Source organism: Acidithiobacillus ferrooxidans ATCC 23270 (assembly GCF_000021485.1).
GTDB classification, from domain to species: Bacteria; Pseudomonadota; Gammaproteobacteria; order Acidithiobacillales; family Acidithiobacillaceae; genus Acidithiobacillus; species Acidithiobacillus ferrooxidans.
This window is the reverse complement of record NC_011761.1, coordinates 1,703,609-1,720,884: the sequence shown is the minus strand read 5'-3', so window position 1 is coordinate 1,720,884 and position 17,276 is coordinate 1,703,609. Positions and strand designations below refer to the sequence as shown.

The window sequence follows — 17,276 nt, the reverse complement described above, 5'->3', positions numbered from 1 at the left end:
GGACATGGCAGTGCCCCCTCTATAGGGCACTATCTGATTTTTGCAGCAGGAATAGGGCAGGTGTGAGCCTGGGGAAAGAGCAGAGTGATGGTACCTTATAGGAAGGTGCCTGCTTTCTGTTATCATAGCCGCAAAAGGAGGAGTACGCATGTATATCGTCACTGGCGGGGCCGGTTTTATCGGCGCCAATCTCGTGCAGGCCCTCAATCAACGGGGCATTACGGATATTCTCGTCGTCGACCATCTGAGCCGCGCCGACAAGTTTCTCAATCTCACCGATCTGGAAATTGCCGACTACATGGAGGCAGAGGCTTTTCTTCGACTGATAGAGAACAAACATCTGAAGGGTGTCGAAGCCGTTTTCCATGAAGGCGCATGCTCCGATACGATGGCGACAGATGGCCGTTATGTCATGGAAAACAACTTCACCTTCAGCAAAGTGCTGCTGCATTGGTGCCAACATCATGATGTCCCCTTCCTTTATGCCTCCAGCGCCTCGGTCTACGGCATGACTGGTATCTTTGTCGAGGAGCGCTACGCCGAATCGCCCCTCAACGTCTACGGATTCAGCAAGTTTCAGTTCGACCAGTATCTCCGGCAGATCTGGACGGATTTGCGGGCGCCGGTACATGGCTTTCGTTATTTTAACGTCTACGGTCCACGCGAGTTTCACAAAAACCGCATGGCCTCAGTAGCGCTGCATTTTTACAACCAATATCGGCTGGACAATCATGTTCGCCTGTTTGCCGGGTCTGGCAGCTATGCCGATGGTGAACAACGGCGCGATTTCATTTATATAGACGATGTGGTTTCCGTCAACATGCATTTCCTGGATCACCCGCACAGCGGAATTTACAATGTAGGCACAGGACAGGCGCAGAGTTTCAACGAGATGGCAGTCGCCGTCATCAATAGCTTGGAGCACCGCGCTAACCGCCCGACACTGACCCTGCCCGCACTGCAGAAAACGCAGGCCATTCGTTACGTCAATATGCCCGAAGCCCTGAATGGTAAGTACCAGAGCTTCACCCAGGCGGAAATCAGTAAACTGCGCGGTGCAGGATATGACAGAACCTTTCTGACCGTGGGACAGGGGGTGGATCGCTATGTGCAATGGCTCACGGAACGGACGACCTGATGGAAGGCAGAATACTTATTACCGGTGCTGCGGGTTTTATCGGGTTTCATCTGGCGCGTCGTCTGTTGGCCGATGGCTGGGTTGTCAGCGGGATAGACAACCTCAATGACTACTACGATCCCGGCCTGAAACGCGGCCGTCTGGCGCAACTGGAGGGGCACCCAGCCTTCCAGTTCCAACCTCTGGATCTGGCAGATCGCGAGGGTATGCAGACGCTTTTTGCAGGCCCCCACTTTGATGCCGTCGTCAACCTCGCGGCTCAGGCAGGGGTGCGGCACTCCCTGAAAGCACCGCACAGCTACGTGGACAGTAATGTCGTTGGTTTTCTGAATGTGCTGGAGGGCTGCCGGGCGCAGGGGGTCGATCATCTGCTTTTCGCTTCTTCCAGTTCGGTATATGGTGCCAACAATCGTTTGCCTTACAGTGTCCATGACCCGGTAGATCATCCAGTCAGCCTTTATGCGGCCACCAAGCGGGCAGGTGAGCTCATGGCGCACAGCTACGCTCATCTTTATGGTATTCCCAGTACTGGATTGCGGTTTTTTACAGTCTATGGCCCTTGGGGGCGTCCCGATATGGCCTATTTCAGCTTTACGCAGAAAATCCTGGCCGGGCATCCCATCCCCGTATTCAACCACGGCCAGATGCAGCGCGATTACACTTATATCGATGACATCATCGAAGGGGTGGCGCGACTCATTCCACGTGCGCCAGAAGCGCAGGATATCTGGCCGGAAGACCCTGCAAGCAGTGCCGCCCCCTTCTGCATTCAGAATATCGGTAACCACACACCCGTTGCACTCACGGATTTTATCCGCATTCTGGAGGAGTGCCTCGGCAAGTCCGCGCAAATTGAATGGCTTCCCATGCAGGATGGCGACGTGGTGGCTACCTATGCCGACGTTACCGCGTTACAGCAGAGCGTGGGCTTTGCCCCAAACACCCCTTTACGGACGGGTCTCCAGCGCTTTGTGACCTGGTATCGCCAGTACTACGGCTGACAGCCCGACATTTTTCGAAAAACGGGGTAGCTCCATGAATACACGCGCGCATCAACCACTGCACTTGCTCACCCGGACGGAGTTTCTGTGGCGACAATTACGCTATGCCGGTGCTGCCCTGGGTCTGATGCTGCTTTCCCTCGGAATGGGCATGCTGGGCTATCATCTGTTGGCGCATATCGATTGGATCGATAGCCTGCTCAATGCGAGCATGATTCTGAGCGGTATGGGGCCCGTTGCCAGTTTGCATGGTACCTGCGCGAAACTTTTCGCCAGCGCCTACGCCTTGTACTCAGGGGTGGTCTACCTGGCGGTATCTGCAGTACTTTTATACCCATTGGTGGAACGACTTATGAAAATCCTGCACCTCCAGGCACTTCATACACCGTCTCCGGTACAGGAAAAACACCACCCGGAACTCTCGGAAGACGAGTCATAACCGGGAGGTGTCGGCCGGCATACAAAGAACCACGGCACACCATCAAGGGCGCCCCCAGTCAGTGTGCGGTCTTGCCGGGCTGATATACGGAAGAGGTAGCGGAGGCAGCGATGTCCGCAGCCTTCTCCTCAATCCAGCTACGGCCGGACCGGAAACTCAACCAAGATTTTCCCTCGTAGTCATATAACTTGCATTCCTTGAAGATACGCCGAATCTCAAAAAAGCCGAAGCGCGTTTCATGAATGTACTGGCCGTACTCTGCACGTAAATCTTCGTAAGCCCCTTTCAGGCGATAGAAGGGTATCCGTGGATCAACGTGGTGCGGTGTATGGATCAGGATGTTATGGATCAGGTACTCGCTGACCTTGGAGCAACGTACGATTATGCTGCAATAAAGCTGGCCAATACTCTGGCTCCATTCCTCCTTTTCCGAGAAAAATGGCACATTGGGATGCGTGTGGTGGAGAAAGACAAACAGCGCGATGTAATAGTTGAACACCAAGAAAGGCAGAATAACGGCCGCAATGATACCCATCGGACCGGAGATCCAGTATGCCAACGCGGAAAAACTTATAAAAAACACCAGCGTTACCATCTTGCTGTAGAAGAATGGCCAACGATCTTTGTTTTTGGCGTCTACTTTGAAACGGACCATGCCCGGCCACCAGATACGCAACAAGTAGTGCAGGGCGCAAGTATAAGGACTACGTTCCAACCGATAGATCATCTTCTGCCAAACCGTTTTGCTTCTGTACTCCTGGGGAGTCCAGGGGCGCCATACCCAGTCGATGGTGCTCAGGCTGGTAAAACCGTGATGCACGCGATTGTGCCCAAAGGCCCAGAGGCGGTACATGTTCAGCGACGGCAGCATGAAGATGGTGCCCAAGATCTCGGCAGTGCGCTTGCTCTGGAAGAGGGCGCCGTGCGCTGCGTCGTGTGCCCAGACGAACATAGAGGCCACCGCCGACCCCGCAAGCAGTCCGAATAACAGCTTGAGCCACCAAGGTCCGGCGAGAAGGGCGCCGGTGATGGCGGAGAGGTAGAAAATTGCGTCAAACATGTACCACGCGAGGGCGATGCCTGTTGATCGCTGGTAGCGTTCCGGCCGAATCACGTCCCGGATGGTTTGAAGCTTGACGGGGCGCAATGCCTCAAAGTCAGCATTGGAAGAGGTAAGTGGCATAGCAATGTACTCCCTGGCAAATCCGTTTTCATGGCATTATAGTATACCTGCATATCCTATTATACAACCCGAGGGCGGAGCAAACCTGCCGTACCTGCCGGGTACCGTCGAGGTGTTCGATGCTGATCCCCCTCCGCTGCCGGTAGAGTGCTGGGGACTGTTTGGCACAAGGGAAATTAGTGCTACCATTATGAAGTCATTTGCGCTATACCATTTAGCTACTGACGCGGTCATCTTGTAAAACCTACGTAAGGAGAGTTAAAACATGTTGGATATTGCCAAGATCAAGCCTGTTGCCCGGATCATTCTTGTTGCAGGTGCCATCGCGCTTGCCTCAGCTTGCGCCAAGAAGGAAGAGTCCACTACTGCATCTGCCAGCAGCTCCGCTGCCCCGGCGACCACCACCACCGAGTCTGCCGCTCCGGCGGCCACCGACAATACGGGCAGCAGCGCCATGGCACCAATGGAATCCGCAGCACCTAGTGCCAGCGCCACCAGCAGCGACACTTCTTCCGCGAGCTGATTCGGCACTCCACAGGTCTACACGGGCTCGTTCAGAGCTGGACATCGGGAGCGCACTACAATGGTGAGTTTGGTATGAGGCCAGTTGTGCGCTTTCTGATGCTAGTCGGCGTCATCAGTCTGGCCACCGCTTGTGCCAGGAAGGACGGATCTGCTACTGCGCCGGTTGGTAGTTCTACTGGCAGCCCGGTGGCGGACAGCAGGCAGAGTTCTGGAACTGCCCGGAGTGATGGGCATGGTGGAAGTGTGGCGCCGCCTGGGCTTGGCGAGCGAGAAGGAGATAAGCACCTGGTTGAGGTATTGACGACGGAGCGGTCGCTGGCGGAAGCCAAGGGCTGTTTCGCCTGTCATCAGGTAGATAGCAAAGTCCTCGGGCCTGCTTTTGCTTGGGTCGCCTACCGGTATCAGCGCGATCCCAAGGCGATAGCAACGTTAAAGTACGCTATTGAGCACGGCGTGTCCGGAGTATGGGGCTCCATGCCCATGCCGGCGCAGAGCGTGACCCCCGTGGAAGCCGAGGAATTGGTTTCATGGGTGTTGGCGCAAAAGCCTGTCGCTCCCCCAAAATCTGATTAGTGGATTTCTTTGGTCGTCTAACCCCCGCTCTGCGGGGGTTTTTTATATCTGGATGAACATTGCGGAAAAAATTTAAGACATTCAGATGGATTTCCAGCACCTATTACGCGGAAGGGTTGCCCTATTCGCTGGTGCAACAGGTGTCCGTACAGTTTTTTACCTATGCAGGCGCCAGCTTGCAGGTTATCGGACTACTCTCGTTTTTCGGACTACCCTGGAATTTGAAACTATTCTGGAGCCCCTTGATCGACCTTTTCGCGGACAAAAAGCGTTGGCTTGTGGTGATGGAAATCATCTTGGGTGGCGTGGCCGCCTTGCTGATCTGGCCAGCACAGCACCTGAATCTGGACCTCGCCGCCAAAATTTTTATGTTAATGGCCTTCCTGTCGGCCACCCATGATATGTCCGTAGACGGGTATTATATCCAGACACTCAGCCCATCCGATCAGGCGGCTTTTTCCGGATTGCGGGTTGCAGCCTATCGGATTGCCATGCTGGTGGGAAACGGCGTGCTGGTCATTGTCGCCGGGTGGATATCCTGGATCGCCTGTTTTTTAACTGCGGCGGTGATGTTATGGGGATTGGCGGCTTTTCATCAGCGCGCACTGCCGCCATCGCCCCCGTCCACGAGTCACAAAGGACAGCATTGGCACGCCGTGCGCGAAGCTTTCACCACCTACATGCAGCAACCAGGGATTCTTTGGGCACTGGCTTTTATCCTGCTTTTCCGCGCGGGCGACGCCATGATGGCGGCTATGGTGACTCCGTTTCTCAGTCATTTGGGCTACGGCTTGATGGCGCGCGGCATTCTCACCGGAACAGTAGGGACGGTGACGACTATCGGAGGCGCCTTGCTGGGCGGTATCATCATATCCCGTTGGGGGTTGCGCCATGCATTGCTGCCGTTGACGTTGATTCAATCCCTGGCGATTCCGGCCTATGCGTGGCTGGCCTGGGTGATGCCCTCTGTGTGGTGGGTAGGTGTCACAGTGGCCTTTGAGCAGGCTGCGGCGGGTCTCGGCACCGCCGTTTTGATGGTCTTCCTCATGCAGCGTTGTCGGGGTGATTACCAGGCCACGCATTTTGCTATTGGCTCCGCCCTGATGTCCGTGGCAGCCACGGTTGTCGGCGGATTTAGCGGTTTTCTTGCAGCACAGGTGGGATTTGTGGAATTCTTTCTACTGGCGTTTGCGGCGGCACTACCTAGTTTGTGGTTGGCGCTGCGCATGCCGGCGGTCCTGTTTACAGATCGTCAGGAATCCATGCCGGGATCGGACCTTTTTGATGAAAACGTCTAATAGTATCATACAATTATAAATCGGAGCGAAACGATGCGTTCGGATGGGAGGCTGTGGAAAGGGGATGGAGGCCGGTTATGGCGGTATTTTTTTGTCGGGATATTGCCGTTTTTCTGGCTTATGCCCGCTATCGCCGCTACCGGCCAGAAGGACGCAAACACCCAGTTTGGCGACGGCCAATGGAGTATTCTGATTCAGGATGTGCAAAAGGGCAGGCCCACTCTGAGTGTGCAGGCAGATCATGGACAACTGCCTGCGTCCACAGCGAAGCTGCTGACCACAGCGTATATTCTGCACGAACTGGGGCCTGAATCTCACCAGAAAACTCGGATACTGGCCCGGACCATCGATGATGGCGTAGTGCGGGGGCCCTTGATTTTTCTGGGGGGTGGCGACCCCGATCTTTCCAGCCGTCGCTTCCCGTTTGTCAGGCGAACAGTACGAGATGACCCCATGTACCCTATGCGCATGCTTGCCGCTCAAGTATGGGCTGCGGGTGTTCGCCAAATTCCGGAGGGTATTCTGGCCGATGCCACGTACTTTCCCGCAGATAGCGCGCTACCGGGTTGGACGGAACAGGATCAGCGCTATTGGTATGGCGCACCGATCCATGCACTCATGTTCAACGACGCCATGATCGCGGTACGAATCAGACCGGGGCGGGCCCCGGGGGTACGCACCAACGCCGAGATCATGCCCAACCCGGGAGGGTTCATTCGGAACACGGTGATCACCGTTTCGGCGGAGGATCCCATTCGTCCCGTACGCCTGGAAAAATCTGGAAGCGGATATCTATTGACTGGCGCGATTTCCGCCAAGGGCGGTATTTTTGCCGCGATGCTGGCGCAGCCTGATCCAGCCTATTTTGCCGCCGTAGCATTGCGACAGGCTTTGGAGGAAAAGGGTATTCTTGTAGGTAATCCTATCCAAGCATTGAACAACAAGCGCGGTGCAAAGCAGTCCAGGGGATATGCGCACTATGCCTTATTGGCCAAACACGAGTCACCGCCATTGGTGGAGGAGATCACGGTGGCCAACAAGGTGAGTGAAAACACCCATGTAGAAGTACTGCTCCGGGATGCGGATCTGGCTCGCGGCGGTGATGGAAGCCGTGCATCGACCATGCAGGGCTTGCACCGTTGGCTTTCTGTGAACGGTATACTTGACACCCAATCTCGACTGGTAGATGGCTGCGGATTATCTCGTGAGGATCGCCTCAGCGCCGCAGATCTGGTGCGTATGCTGTTGCACTCTTATCAGGAACCCTGGGGGGGCTCCTGGCGCGATTCGCTGCCGGTCAATGCCGAAGATGGAACGCTCCGGCATCGTCTGAGCGCTCTGCCTGCGGGTACGGTGCAAGCCAAAACGGGTACTCTGCGCGATGCGTTGTCTCTTGCTGGTTTTATTCGGGATAACCTCGGCCACCCACAATATGCGTTTGCCATTTTGGTTGAACATTTCCGAGGCTCTGAAGAGCGTATCCGCAGACGAATGGACGCCCTGGTGCAGCGTGTCGCTTTGAGCGGCCCCATGTAGAAAGTTTTTACTGGTTCGCATAATACTTATTATGTTAAATGAACTTCCGCGGCCGTTTCGAAGTCTGAAGATACGGTGGTATTCTGAAAAGCTTAAGGGAGCGTAATGACTTATTATCAATCGTTCAGCAGTCGGGGGCCTTGGTGGGTACGTCTGCTCGCAGTGATGGTGAGCATGGTCCTGCTGGTCGGCCTATTCTTTTTTGCCATCTTCGCTGTCATTGCGGTTGCCATTCTCGCGGGCAGCGGAATGCTTTTCCTCTGGTGGCAGCGGCGAAAAATGCGCAAGGGAATGCATACGGATATCGTGGTTACGGACTATCGGGAGATTCGCCGCCCACGTTCGCCTTTCGATGACCCCCATCATTGATTAGCTTTTCGAGTATCCTGAGACAGTCTGACCAAATCGAAGATCAGTAAGGTACGCACTGCGGGCTGTATGTACACTTCTCCCCTTCCGCGCGCCGCATCCTGGCCCCATAAATCGTGCTAAACTCGGCAAATCGTCACGCTGTGAGCAATCCTGGGTGCGTTGACCCGAGTATTCCCTGTGGCGTTATGGTTATCCTGGACCACAAATGAAACGGCAGGAGGTTTTCTGGGTTCGGTCAGGAAGGATGGAAGCGCGAAACGCGGTCGTCTGCGTGACCTGCGCCGTGGCCTATGGCTGACGGGCTTGGGTGTTTCATTGCTGTACGGTGGAATGGCTAACGCTGATGAAGTAACTTTCATTGTGGAAGGGATCTCCAGACCCCTGGCAGCGAATCTCGCACATGCTCTCCCCCCTGCGGTGATCGGATCCCAGGCGGACCGTTTGGAAGAAGCAGAAATGGTGGCCGGTTTGCGCCTTAAGGATGCGCTTGAAGCCTATGGTTATTACGGCGCCACATGGACGGAGAGCAGTAAAAACATTGCAAAGGGAAAAGTCCTCGTAACCTTCTCCGTCACCCCTGGGCGGCCTGTTCTGGTCCGCAAAATCGACCTAAAATCCACCGGTGATGGATCCAAACTGCCGGCTTTACAAAAACTGTTCTCTCAGTTTCCGCTTCATAAAGAAGGGGTTCTCAATCAGGTTATTTATGAGGACTGGAAGGGGAATGTCCTCTCACTCCTCACCGCGCGCGGTTATGCGCAGGCCAGTTATTCGCGCCATGAGATTCTTGTGGATCGTGACCAGTTCTGGGCAGATATTTATTTGTGGCTCAATACCGGACCACGCTTCCGAGTTGGAGATATTAATATCACTGGTGCGGAGCACTATCCGCGATGGTTCATTCAGCGCTATATTTCTTTCAAGACAGGAGACTGGTATTCACCAAAGGCGCTGGCAGTCACTCAGAGCAATTTGCGCAATGCCGACCGGTTCTCTGATATTTCCGTGCATGGCGATTTGGGAAAAGCGATAAATAATGCGATACCTGTTTCAGTTAACTTGAAAAGCATGCCGGGGCAACACCTGAAAATAGGCGCCGGATATAGCACTGATATCGGTCCTAATGCAGCAATTATATATGATAATTATAATGCTTTCGAACAGGCACAGCATGTTCGCGTTTCCATTTTGGCGGCGCAACTGAATCGCAATGCCAGTGTTACCTATAGCTGGCCGGTCGGTGCGCGCCTGGGATCCGAATATATTGCGCAAGGCAGTTATCAGAATCAAAATCTGACCGCCTATAATGCTAACGAGATCCTTGCCAGCGCTGGTCGGCAGTGGTCATTGCGCAGCGATAACAGTCTGAGTAAAGGTGAAACCATAGAGGCCTTGGTTAATTTTGAGGACGCCAACTACAATGTGGCTGGACAGTTTAATACGAGCTTGTATATCTATCCGTCGCTACAATATAGCATACAAAACTTCCGCAATATCTTGCGCCCCATAGCCGGCTATACACTGACGGCCAGGATTGAGGGTGCCAGCAAGGTATGGGGTAGCGATGCAAATTTTATCCGCTTTAGCGCTCAGGGAGAATGGCGCAGGCGTTTGGGTCAGGACTGGGTCCTCGGCACCCATGCCAAACTGGGGGCAATGTGGTTAACTGGGTCCATTGGCGAACTGCCACCCAATCTGCGATTTTTCGCAGGTGGGCAAAATAGCCTGCCCGGTTATGCCTATCAATCGCAGGGGCCATTGGCTGTGAACGGTGAAGTGGAAGGTGGGCGTCTTCTTGCCGTTGGTGGCTTCGATATTCAGCGCTTTGTCGCCAAAAACTGGGCGGTCGTCGCATTTTATGATGTGGGTAATGCATTCAACAGTTGGTCCAGTTTTCATGCGCTTCAAGATGTTGGGCTAGGCGTGCGCTGGTATTCCCCCGTTGGACCCATACGCTTTGACGTGGCGCACCCACTGGTTGCCCCGCAAACGCCTGCCGTCCGGGTCGCCTTCTCGGTAGGGTTCAGCTTGTGATACGCATCCGCCACGGCATTATTGCCGGTGTGTTGCTGGTCCTGATTACGCTGGCCACCGTCCTAGTCTGGCTGCTCACTACCAGCCACGGTGCACAGTGGGCGTTAGCGCAGGTCCCAAACTTACAGGTCAAACAGGTAAAAGGCTCGCTTATCGGCAAGATGCGGCTTTCCGGTATTTCCTGGCATGGTGCGGACATGCGCTTTCGTGCGCGATCTTTGCAGTGGCACTTGCATCCTGCCCATTTGCTCCGGGGAGAAATCGACTTTGCCGATCTCCAGCTTCACCAAGCCGATTTGCACCTGCCGGAGCCCTCTGATAAACCCAGCCCCATTCATTTGCGCTGGCCCGCATTGCCTCTGTGGACCCGTCTCATCGACCTGAAACTGAGCCCGGTTACTTGTACGAACCTGCGCATATGGCAAGGAACGCAGAAGCCCTTCGTCCTCTCCCGGGCGACATTTTCCGATCTGGCCTGGCGGCGTGGCAATCTGCACATCAAAAACCTGTCGGCGCAGATACCCCAGGGCAGACTCCAGCTTACGGCAGACCTGCAAATGGGAGAGCGCGGGCTGCAAAGCCTGGGTGTATGGAGACAAGGCAGTGCCACCAACCCGTTGACTATAAGTTGGGAAACACACTGGCATGGCATTTCGGCCCAGACATTTGGCGGCCCCCTGGATATTCAGGTACAAGAAAACAAGCAACTGACGACTTTGAGCGGTATGACGCAGATCTCTCCACAGCAGATTTTGCTCCAGTCACTACAGCTTAGTAATCCTGCGCTCCAGAAACCCGCACAGGGGCATTGGCGTCTTGATTTGCCCGACAATACTGCAGGGAGTTACCAGATCAGTGGCGGCTTCGAGCAGATCCTGGCAAAAGCGCAGCCCAGCACGTTACCGGTAGGCGCATTGGCCGTCAGTTTGACTTTGCGGGGGAACACTCAGCGTTATCAAGGACAACTGGCGCTGCGCGGTGATCCCAGATTCGGCGGTATTCAGGGCAATGTGAACGGCAATCGCCAAAACCTGCAATACCATTATGCCGGCAAGCTGCTGGGCGCAGATCTGCTGCCTTCGGTGCTGGCCGTCCGGTGGCGGCCGCAACTCACCGTCACCGGGCAAATTCGGGTCAGGGGCCTGCAAACACAGCACATTATGGCTCAGATACCAGGCAATTTTTCCGGAGACCTCAGCGTCAACGCCACTCAAATTTCCAAAGTCATCACGGGTGATGTGCGGCTGCAATTGCTGCCTAGCCAGCTTTACCGCCAAACCTTGCAGGGCGAGGCGTTGGTGCACTTCGCAGGGAGCGCGTGGGATCTGCAAAAGGCACAGTTTTTTGGTCCGGGTGTAAGCCTGGGCGCCCAAGGTAATTTACAACAACGTCTGCATTTCGTCCTCAACGTGGCGCAGTGGCAGGGCTTGCTTCCCGGTGCCCAAGGTAAGAGTCTGCTTCAGGGTTGGGTGGCGCGGCCTCAGGCGCAGTGGACTGGAGAAATCCAAGGCACAGGACAAGGGCTTGCCTATCATGGTGTAAAGATCAATACACTGAAAACACGGGCCGAATTCCGGGCCGCGAACGCCTTGCAGGCTATGATCAATATAAAGGGACTGGCATACGCTGGCCACCGCATTGATCTGCAGGTCCATGCGCAAGGGCCATTAACACGTTTTACGCTGGGACTGGACGCGCAATGGCCGCAAAGCCGCCTCTCCGTCATGGGGTTGGTGTCTCATCAGGCCAATGCGTGGGGACTGCGATTGGAGAAGACCATACTGACCAGCATCCCTCTGGGAAACTGGCAGTTACTCCACCCAGCCACTCTGCAATGGGTCAATGGTGCTGCATCGCTCAGCAAAATGGCTTTCGCCGATGCGCATGCGGCTCGGATTACCACGCAAGGTCACTACAATCCCGCCACCAATCAGGCCGATTTGGGGCTCGATTTGCAATCTCTACCTCTGGATTTTTTCGCGCAGGCGGAGGATGCATCGCTCCATGGTTTTTTAAATGCACACCTGCAAGCGCAGTGTCACGGAGTTTGCCAGGCGGAAGGACATTGGAATTTTCAGAAAACCCAATTGCAATGGCGGCAGGCAGGCACGTCGCATACGCTCTCTCTGCAACGGTTTACCGGTCAACTCCGTTGGTTGCCAAAAGACCTCTCGCTTGCTGCTGACCTTGGTCTTGCCAATGACTGGGGTAATGCCCAGATGACCCTGCACAGCCCCGCGACACTCGTTCTGCCCTGGCATTGGGACGCCAATGTCCCAATACAAGGGGCTATAAAGGCGCATGTGGGTGCACCACTTTTTGCCGCCCTCCCCGTCGGGAATTTGCGGATTCGGCCGCAAGGTAAAGGGACTATAGACGCACAGGTTCTGGGTACTTGGGCGCATCCGCAGTGGACAGGTACAGCACAACTCCAGGGTCTGGGCTTTTTCGTCCCGCAGGCGGGTTTGGAGGTTCGTGACGTGGGCGCCCAACTCGTGGGAGATGGAAAAGAGTTGCGAATCAATCAACTGCAAGCCAGCTCCGGCGCTGGCCAAATATCCGGGACAGGCATCGTCCAATTTCAGCAGGCGAATGATTTTACGCTCCACATCACTGGGAAGAACTTCACGGCGCTCAATCTGCCGCAGGTACAAGCTGCGATCAGCCCCGACCTGAGCGTTTCCGGAAACCTAAAGAAAATCGACGTGCAGGGCAATATACACACCGACCGTCTGCGTATATTGGGTACAGATTTCAGCGGACCCAAGCCCTCAGGCGACGTCGTTTTCGTGAAAAATGAGCACAAAAGCAGCGGCCCTGCCCTGGGTGTCAATGTGCATGTAACCCTCGGGGACGATGCGAGGGTTATCATCAGCGGGTTGCGTGCCCGGTTGGTCGGTGACCTTGCCGTAGACATGCATGACGGCCAAAGTCCGCAGGTTAATGGCACACTGCGCATGGTGGATGGCCATTATGCGATTTATGGGCACACCCTCACCTTCCAGCGTGGTTCCATCATTTTCCGCGGTGCCGCGAACCAAGCCAACCTGGACGTGCTGGCGGTACGCACCATCAAAGGCTCCTCTAGCTTCGCCGTGGACAACACCCCCGTAGAGGCTGGCGTACAAGTCACCGGTACACTGCAAGTGCCCCAGGTAGCGCTCTACTCCAAACCTTCCATGTCGCAAACGGATATCCTCTCCTATCTCGTGCTGGGTACACCGAGCAGTGGTCTCACCAGTCAGAATGCGCTGCTTTCCGCCGCTGCGGGAACACTCTTTTCTGCAAGCCGTGCCGCACTGTTCGGCAATAGCCTGGATAGCAGTGGCATTGATGTAGGTGTAAGCTCCGAAGGTAACTCGGGTCTGGCGGGTGCCATGGTGACCATGGGTCATTATCTTACCCCCGATCTTTATCTCAGTGTCGGACAATCCGTACTGGGCAGCGGTACTGTAGCACGACTGCGTTACCGGATTTCCCGCCATATTGAGGTTCAGACGGAGAGCGGGACCCAGAATGGCGCCAACATTTTTTACCGTATCGACTTTTAAGTGGTGGTAAGCTCACATGCCGACTGAAATCTCTGCGCATACGGATGTTCTGCTCATTGGCGCTGGCGCAATTGGCTTACTCAGTGCGATCAAGCTTGCGGAGGCCGGTCTGCGGGTTACGGTGCTCGATCAAGGTCATATTGGTCAGGAGGCATCATGGGCTGGTGGGGGCATCCTGAGCCCGCTGTATCCGTGGCGCTACCCACCTGCCCTATTGAGTCTCGCGCTGTATAGTATGCAGCGCTATTGCTCCCTGACTTCCAGATTGGCAAAGCAAACTGGCATCGATCCTGAATGGATACCCTCCGGTTTGCTTATTCTGGAGGGCGAACACGAGAAAATCCCAAATGATGTGTTGGCTTGGGGGGCGAGGTGGGGGCTGGATTGGCGCCTGGGGCCTGCAGAAAAAACGCAAACACTCTGGTGTCCGGAGGTCGCCCAGGTACGGAACCCCCGCCTGCTGGCGGCGATGTCCGCACGTTGCCGTCAACTGGGCGTCGTATTGCATGAAAATACCGCGGTCACCCGTTTCCGTAGACGGGGGGAACGACTGGAGGGCGTAGAAACCACCGCCGGATTTATGCCGATAGAACGGATCGTCGTGACGGCCGGTGCCTGGAGCGAAAAAATCCTTGCGGAAACGGGTAGTCATCTGGATATCATTCCGGTGCGCGGGCAAATCCTCCTGTTTCAGGGAAAACCCGGAGTCCTCGATACGATATTGATGCACGATAATCATTATTTGGTGCCGCGGCGGGACGGACTGGTTCTGGCTGGCAGCACGAGCGAATATGTCGGTTTTGATAAGTCGACTACAAACAAGGCACGAGAAGAACTTTTGAGCTTTACTATCAAGATGCTTCCTGATCTGGCGCAGGCTCCGGTCCTCAGGCAGTGGTCCGGATTGCGGCCGGGAAGCCAGGATAGCATCCCGTACATCGGCCCCATTCCCGAATGGGAGGGGCTCTTTGTCGCTGCTGGCCATTTTCGCTATGGACTCACCAACGCGCCCGCGACCGCCGATATCCTGGTCTCCCTGTTGACGGGGATACCGCTGCCGTTGGATATTGCCCCCTATGCAGTCCTGACACCGAGGTCAGCACATTAAGGCCTTTTCTTGTCGCTAGATAAGCGTTATAACTATAACTAGTTTAGAAGTAAAGTGAGACTATCCATGAACAACAATGACTGGAACAAACAACGTGTGCTGGAAGTGCTCCGTGACGCCGGAGTCAATCCGACAAGCCAGCGTGTGGAGATTGGTTACGCGTTGTTCTCCTCTTGCGCGCACCTGTCCGCCGAAGAGATCATGCAACGCGTCAATGCGGATTATCCCGTAGTATCCAAGGCGACGGTTTACAACACCTTGGGCCTCTTCGCCGGACATGCACTGGTGCGGGAAGTGATTGTGGAGCCGGGTAAGGTATTCTATGACCCCAACGTGTCTCCTCACCATCATTTCTACTATGTAGATTCGGGAGATCTGGTGGATATTCCGGCGTCCTCCCTGCAAATCGGCACACTCCCTGACCTGCCGCCGGAGACAGAAGTGGAGAAAGTCGAGGTGGTGATACGGCTTCGGCAGCGCGCGACGCACTAAAACACTGTGTCGCCCTTGCCTTCTTGGCAAAAATTCCTATAATGGGGCGCTTCGGGTTGTTAGCTCAGTTGGTAGAGCAGCTGACTCTTAATCAGCGGGTCGTGGGTTCGATCCCCTCACAACCCACCAAATAAAACAGGTAATTGCAAGAACGTCCAGATTGACCACGGCGCACAATATCAATCTGGTCTCCATGGAGAACTGGGTGGAATGGGCAGGATGCAATCCACCGGGCAGACCTCCTGACATTGGGGCTTGGCGAAAAATCCCTCGCATTTGGTGCATCGGTCCGGGTCGATCTCGCAATGCTTCGCGCCGGAAAAGATGGCATTGTTGGGGCATTCCGCCACGCAGATGGCGCAGTCGATGCATTCGTCGGTAATGAACAAGGCCATGGATGAGTGCACTCCTTTGGCATCATGCAGGTGAGCCGCCCTGATGGGGGAAGCATGGCCTCCCCGGGCGATCCGGAGAGGTCGTGGGAAGGGCTGGTCCAACGAGTTGGGCGGGTACTGTCAATACCTCCCGACGAGGAATGCGGCCAGATTGCGGCCGGAACTCGGGGAGGTATTTCGAGCATTGCCATGGCATAAAATACCCTCGTGCAGATTACTGACAGTCTTCTTGCGCCGAGTGGGCGATGCGCTCAAAGTCGTCGGAGGGAAGATGCGTCGGTTGGTAGTCGATTCCGAGGCCCTGCTTCCAGCGATAAAATGCACGCAAATGGTTGCGTGACCCGCGTTCGAGTTCGGCATAGACCGCGAGGATCTCCGGTTTGACGGTGCGATGCGCCGCATTCTGCAGATCAGCGATGTCCAGTTCCTCAATCAGCAGGCCAACACGGATCGCATTTTCCCGACTCTGCAGCCCTTGCTGCACGAGGCGGTCGTACAAATCCTGCAGGTCATCGCGGCGGAACCGACCAACTTCCAATCCCTGCGCCGGGTCGGAAAGGCCGTAATGTTTCAGCAAGGCCAGGATGGCGTCCATATGTGCTTGCTCAGCCCCGCTGATATTGTCAAAAGGGCGAATTCCCCAGCGGTCATAAAGACGTAGATAGACATCGCGGGCAATTTTTTCTTCCTCGCGCATCAGCAACAAGTCGTCGCGCTCTTCAGCGCTCAGCTCGCCCGGACGATGCGCTGCAACGGTGGAGCGGATCTGCGCGAGGTGCTCCTTGCGGTGCGCAGTGCGGTCGAGATAGACGAAGTCGCTGCCGACCTGAGCGGGAAACGCGCTCTGCCAAGCGCCACCGCCCAAGCCTCTGCCGCCGCCGCCCATGCCACGGCCCCCGCCGCCTGCCCCGCGCCCACCACCTCCGCCGACGCCGCATCCGCGGTTGCCTTGGCCACCGCGGATGTTCTGGTTATTGGGCAGACTGTTGCCGACGTTGTTAAATCCGGGCAGATCCGCCCCGCAGGTGGGACAGGTCCGGCTCTTGGTACTCAATTCTTCTCTGCTGTTCATGGGAATATCCCCTATCTGATGGATGCTAGTGATTCTCTTTTACATCAGCTAGGACCATACCGCATTGAGAATTGTTAATTTGTCTATAGAAATTTTTACCTTTGCTTTCCTCCAATGGAGTCCTGCCTCTCAGTGATCAACCGCCGTTTTTTCGCCAGGAGGCGGTCGAGACCAAGATCTGTGCGTATTTCCCGCCATCGTGGACGTTTTTTGCCGATTTATGAAATCGGTGCCCAGGATAACGTGAAAATACGGCTGGGCATCAATTTGGGTCGGCGAGAAGGAACTGCGGGACCTCTGGATCGCCCAGAGAAGGGCTCGACTTGTATAGCGCAGGGTGTGGGTGCCACATTCGGCGATGGCCACGAAGCGGAGTTTGGGAAAGGTCGATGCCCATCCGGAAAACGGCGGACAACCGTACGGTTCTGCATTGGGGCCTCATCCGGCATATCCAGTGTGGAGCCGTCTGTACGAGCTATAATTCGTATGATCCTGCTGATCACGAATTTCAGAGATGGGACCAAACCCGACATGCGCCGAATTTGGTGGTGGGCTGTAC

General features: G+C 55.4%; 15 protein-coding genes and 1 tRNA gene. 13 read left to right on the top strand and 3 right to left on the bottom strand.

Translation table 11 applies throughout. The features are described 5' to 3' along the window. Positions 1 to 148: 148 nt before the first annotated feature. The 3 genes from rfaD to AFE_RS09100 are packed head-to-tail and all read left to right on the top strand — an operon-like array spanning position 149 to position 2,578. Positions 149 to 1,138 (top strand): ADP-glyceromanno-heptose 6-epimerase, encoded by a 990-nt coding sequence (gene rfaD / locus AFE_RS09110; RefSeq protein WP_009566687.1) that lies wholly within the window; start codon positions 149 to 151, stop codon positions 1,136 to 1,138. Continuing rightward, positions 1,138 to 2,139 (top strand): NAD-dependent epimerase, encoded by a 1,002-nt coding sequence (locus AFE_RS09105; RefSeq protein ID WP_012607279.1) that lies wholly within the window; start codon positions 1,138 to 1,140, stop codon positions 2,137 to 2,139. Before rfaD ends, AFE_RS09105 begins: the two co-directional genes overlap by 1 nt. Positions 2,140 to 2,173: 34 nt before the next feature. Further along, positions 2,174 to 2,578 (top strand): hypothetical protein, encoded by a 405-nt coding sequence (locus tag AFE_RS09100; protein ID WP_012536871.1) that lies wholly within the window; start codon positions 2,174 to 2,176, stop codon positions 2,576 to 2,578. A 58-nt stretch (positions 2,579 to 2,636) separates the two neighbouring features. On the opposite strand, the gene AFE_RS09095 is transcribed toward AFE_RS09100, so the two are convergent. Further along, a complete protein-coding gene (locus AFE_RS09095; protein WP_236608963.1) occupies positions 2,637 to 3,638 on the bottom strand; it encodes a fatty acid desaturase in 1,002 nt (333 codons plus the stop codon). Positions 3,639 to 4,026: 388 nt separating this feature from the next. On the opposite strand from AFE_RS09095, the gene AFE_RS09090 reads away from it, so the two are divergent. The 10 genes from AFE_RS09090 (at position 4,027) to AFE_RS09045 (ending at position 15,379) form a co-directional block, all read left to right on the top strand. Then, positions 4,027 to 4,284 carry a hypothetical protein gene (locus AFE_RS09090; RefSeq protein ID WP_012536869.1) on the top strand — a complete coding sequence of 86 codons (258 nt, stop codon included), beginning with the start codon at positions 4,027 to 4,029 and terminating at the stop codon, positions 4,282 to 4,284. Positions 4,285 to 4,358: 74 nt separating this feature from the next. After that, complete coding sequence (locus AFE_RS16815; RefSeq protein WP_012536868.1) at positions 4,359 to 4,859, top strand: c-type cytochrome; 501 nt, start codon at positions 4,359 to 4,361, stop codon at positions 4,857 to 4,859. A 59-nt stretch (positions 4,860 to 4,918) separates the two neighbouring features. After that, entirely contained in the window at positions 4,919 to 6,157 is a 1,239-nt protein-coding gene (locus tag AFE_RS09080; RefSeq protein ID WP_012536867.1) for an MFS transporter, read from the top strand. A gap of 33 nt (positions 6,158 to 6,190) precedes the next feature. Then, the gene (dacB, locus tag AFE_RS09075) at positions 6,191 to 7,693 is read left to right on the top strand and encodes a D-alanyl-D-alanine carboxypeptidase/D-alanyl-D-alanine endopeptidase (RefSeq protein WP_012536866.1); all 1,503 of its coding nucleotides are present in this window, start codon (positions 6,191 to 6,193) and stop codon (positions 7,691 to 7,693) included. A 105-nt stretch (positions 7,694 to 7,798) separates the two neighbouring features. After that, complete coding sequence (locus AFE_RS09070) at positions 7,799 to 8,062, top strand: hypothetical protein (RefSeq protein ID WP_012536865.1); 264 nt, start codon at positions 7,799 to 7,801, stop codon at positions 8,060 to 8,062. A 333-nt stretch (positions 8,063 to 8,395) separates the two neighbouring features. Next, positions 8,396 to 10,099: an autotransporter assembly complex protein TamA gene (locus AFE_RS09065; protein WP_226833861.1), complete on the top strand. Its 1,704-nt coding sequence runs from the start codon at positions 8,396 to 8,398 to the stop codon at positions 10,097 to 10,099. Next, a complete protein-coding gene (locus AFE_RS09060) occupies positions 10,096 to 13,650 on the top strand; it encodes a translocation/assembly module TamB domain-containing protein (RefSeq protein ID WP_012536863.1) in 3,555 nt (1,184 codons plus the stop codon). Before AFE_RS09065 ends, AFE_RS09060 begins: the two co-directional genes overlap by 4 nt. A gap of 16 nt (positions 13,651 to 13,666) precedes the next feature. Continuing rightward, positions 13,667 to 14,758, top strand: coding sequence for an NAD(P)/FAD-dependent oxidoreductase (locus AFE_RS09055; RefSeq protein ID WP_012536862.1), 1,092 nt, complete (start codon positions 13,667 to 13,669; stop codon positions 14,756 to 14,758). A 66-nt stretch (positions 14,759 to 14,824) separates the two neighbouring features. Beyond that, positions 14,825 to 15,250: a Fur family transcriptional regulator gene (locus AFE_RS09050; RefSeq protein ID WP_009567370.1), complete on the top strand. Its 426-nt coding sequence runs from the start codon at positions 14,825 to 14,827 to the stop codon at positions 15,248 to 15,250. A gap of 53 nt (positions 15,251 to 15,303) precedes the next feature. Further along, positions 15,304 to 15,379, top strand: a tRNA-Lys gene (locus AFE_RS09045). Positions 15,380 to 15,429: 50 nt separating this feature from the next. Here the strand turns inward: AFE_RS09045 and AFE_RS09040 are convergent. After that, complete coding sequence (locus tag AFE_RS09040) at positions 15,430 to 15,645, bottom strand: YfhL family 4Fe-4S dicluster ferredoxin (RefSeq protein WP_012536861.1); 216 nt, start codon at positions 15,643 to 15,645, stop codon at positions 15,430 to 15,432. Positions 15,646 to 15,859: 214 nt separating this feature from the next. Then, a complete protein-coding gene (locus AFE_RS09035; protein ID WP_012536860.1) occupies positions 15,860 to 16,717 on the bottom strand; it encodes a DUF2202 domain-containing protein in 858 nt (285 codons plus the stop codon). Between the last annotated feature and the right edge of the window lie 559 nt (positions 16,718 to 17,276).

Coding starts and splice junctions, on each gene's coding strand:
- rfaD (WP_009566687.1), top strand. CDS start 149: ATGTATATCGTCACTGGCGGGGCCGGTTTTATCGGCGCCAATCTCGTG.
- AFE_RS09105 (WP_012607279.1), top strand. CDS start 1,138: ATGGAAGGCAGAATACTTATTACCGGTGCTGCGGGTTTTATCGGGTTT.
- AFE_RS09100 (WP_012536871.1), top strand. CDS start 2,174: ATGAATACACGCGCGCATCAACCACTGCACTTGCTCACCCGGACGGAG.
- AFE_RS09095 (WP_236608963.1), bottom strand. CDS start 3,638: ATGTTTGACGCAATTTTCTACCTCTCCGCCATCACCGGCGCCCTTCTC.
- AFE_RS09090 (WP_012536869.1), top strand. CDS start 4,027: ATGTTGGATATTGCCAAGATCAAGCCTGTTGCCCGGATCATTCTTGTT.
- AFE_RS16815 (WP_012536868.1), top strand. CDS start 4,359: ATGAGGCCAGTTGTGCGCTTTCTGATGCTAGTCGGCGTCATCAGTCTG.
- dacB (WP_012536866.1), top strand. CDS start 6,191: ATGCGTTCGGATGGGAGGCTGTGGAAAGGGGATGGAGGCCGGTTATGG.
- AFE_RS09070 (WP_012536865.1), top strand. CDS start 7,799: ATGACTTATTATCAATCGTTCAGCAGTCGGGGGCCTTGGTGGGTACGT.
- AFE_RS09065 (WP_226833861.1), top strand. CDS start 8,396: ATGGCTAACGCTGATGAAGTAACTTTCATTGTGGAAGGGATCTCCAGA.
- AFE_RS09055 (WP_012536862.1), top strand. CDS start 13,667: ATGCCGACTGAAATCTCTGCGCATACGGATGTTCTGCTCATTGGCGCT.
- AFE_RS09050 (WP_009567370.1), top strand. CDS start 14,825: ATGAACAACAATGACTGGAACAAACAACGTGTGCTGGAAGTGCTCCGT.
- AFE_RS09040 (WP_012536861.1), bottom strand. CDS start 15,645: ATGGCCTTGTTCATTACCGACGAATGCATCGACTGCGCCATCTGCGTG.
- AFE_RS09035 (WP_012536860.1), bottom strand. CDS start 16,717: ATGAACAGCAGAGAAGAATTGAGTACCAAGAGCCGGACCTGTCCCACC.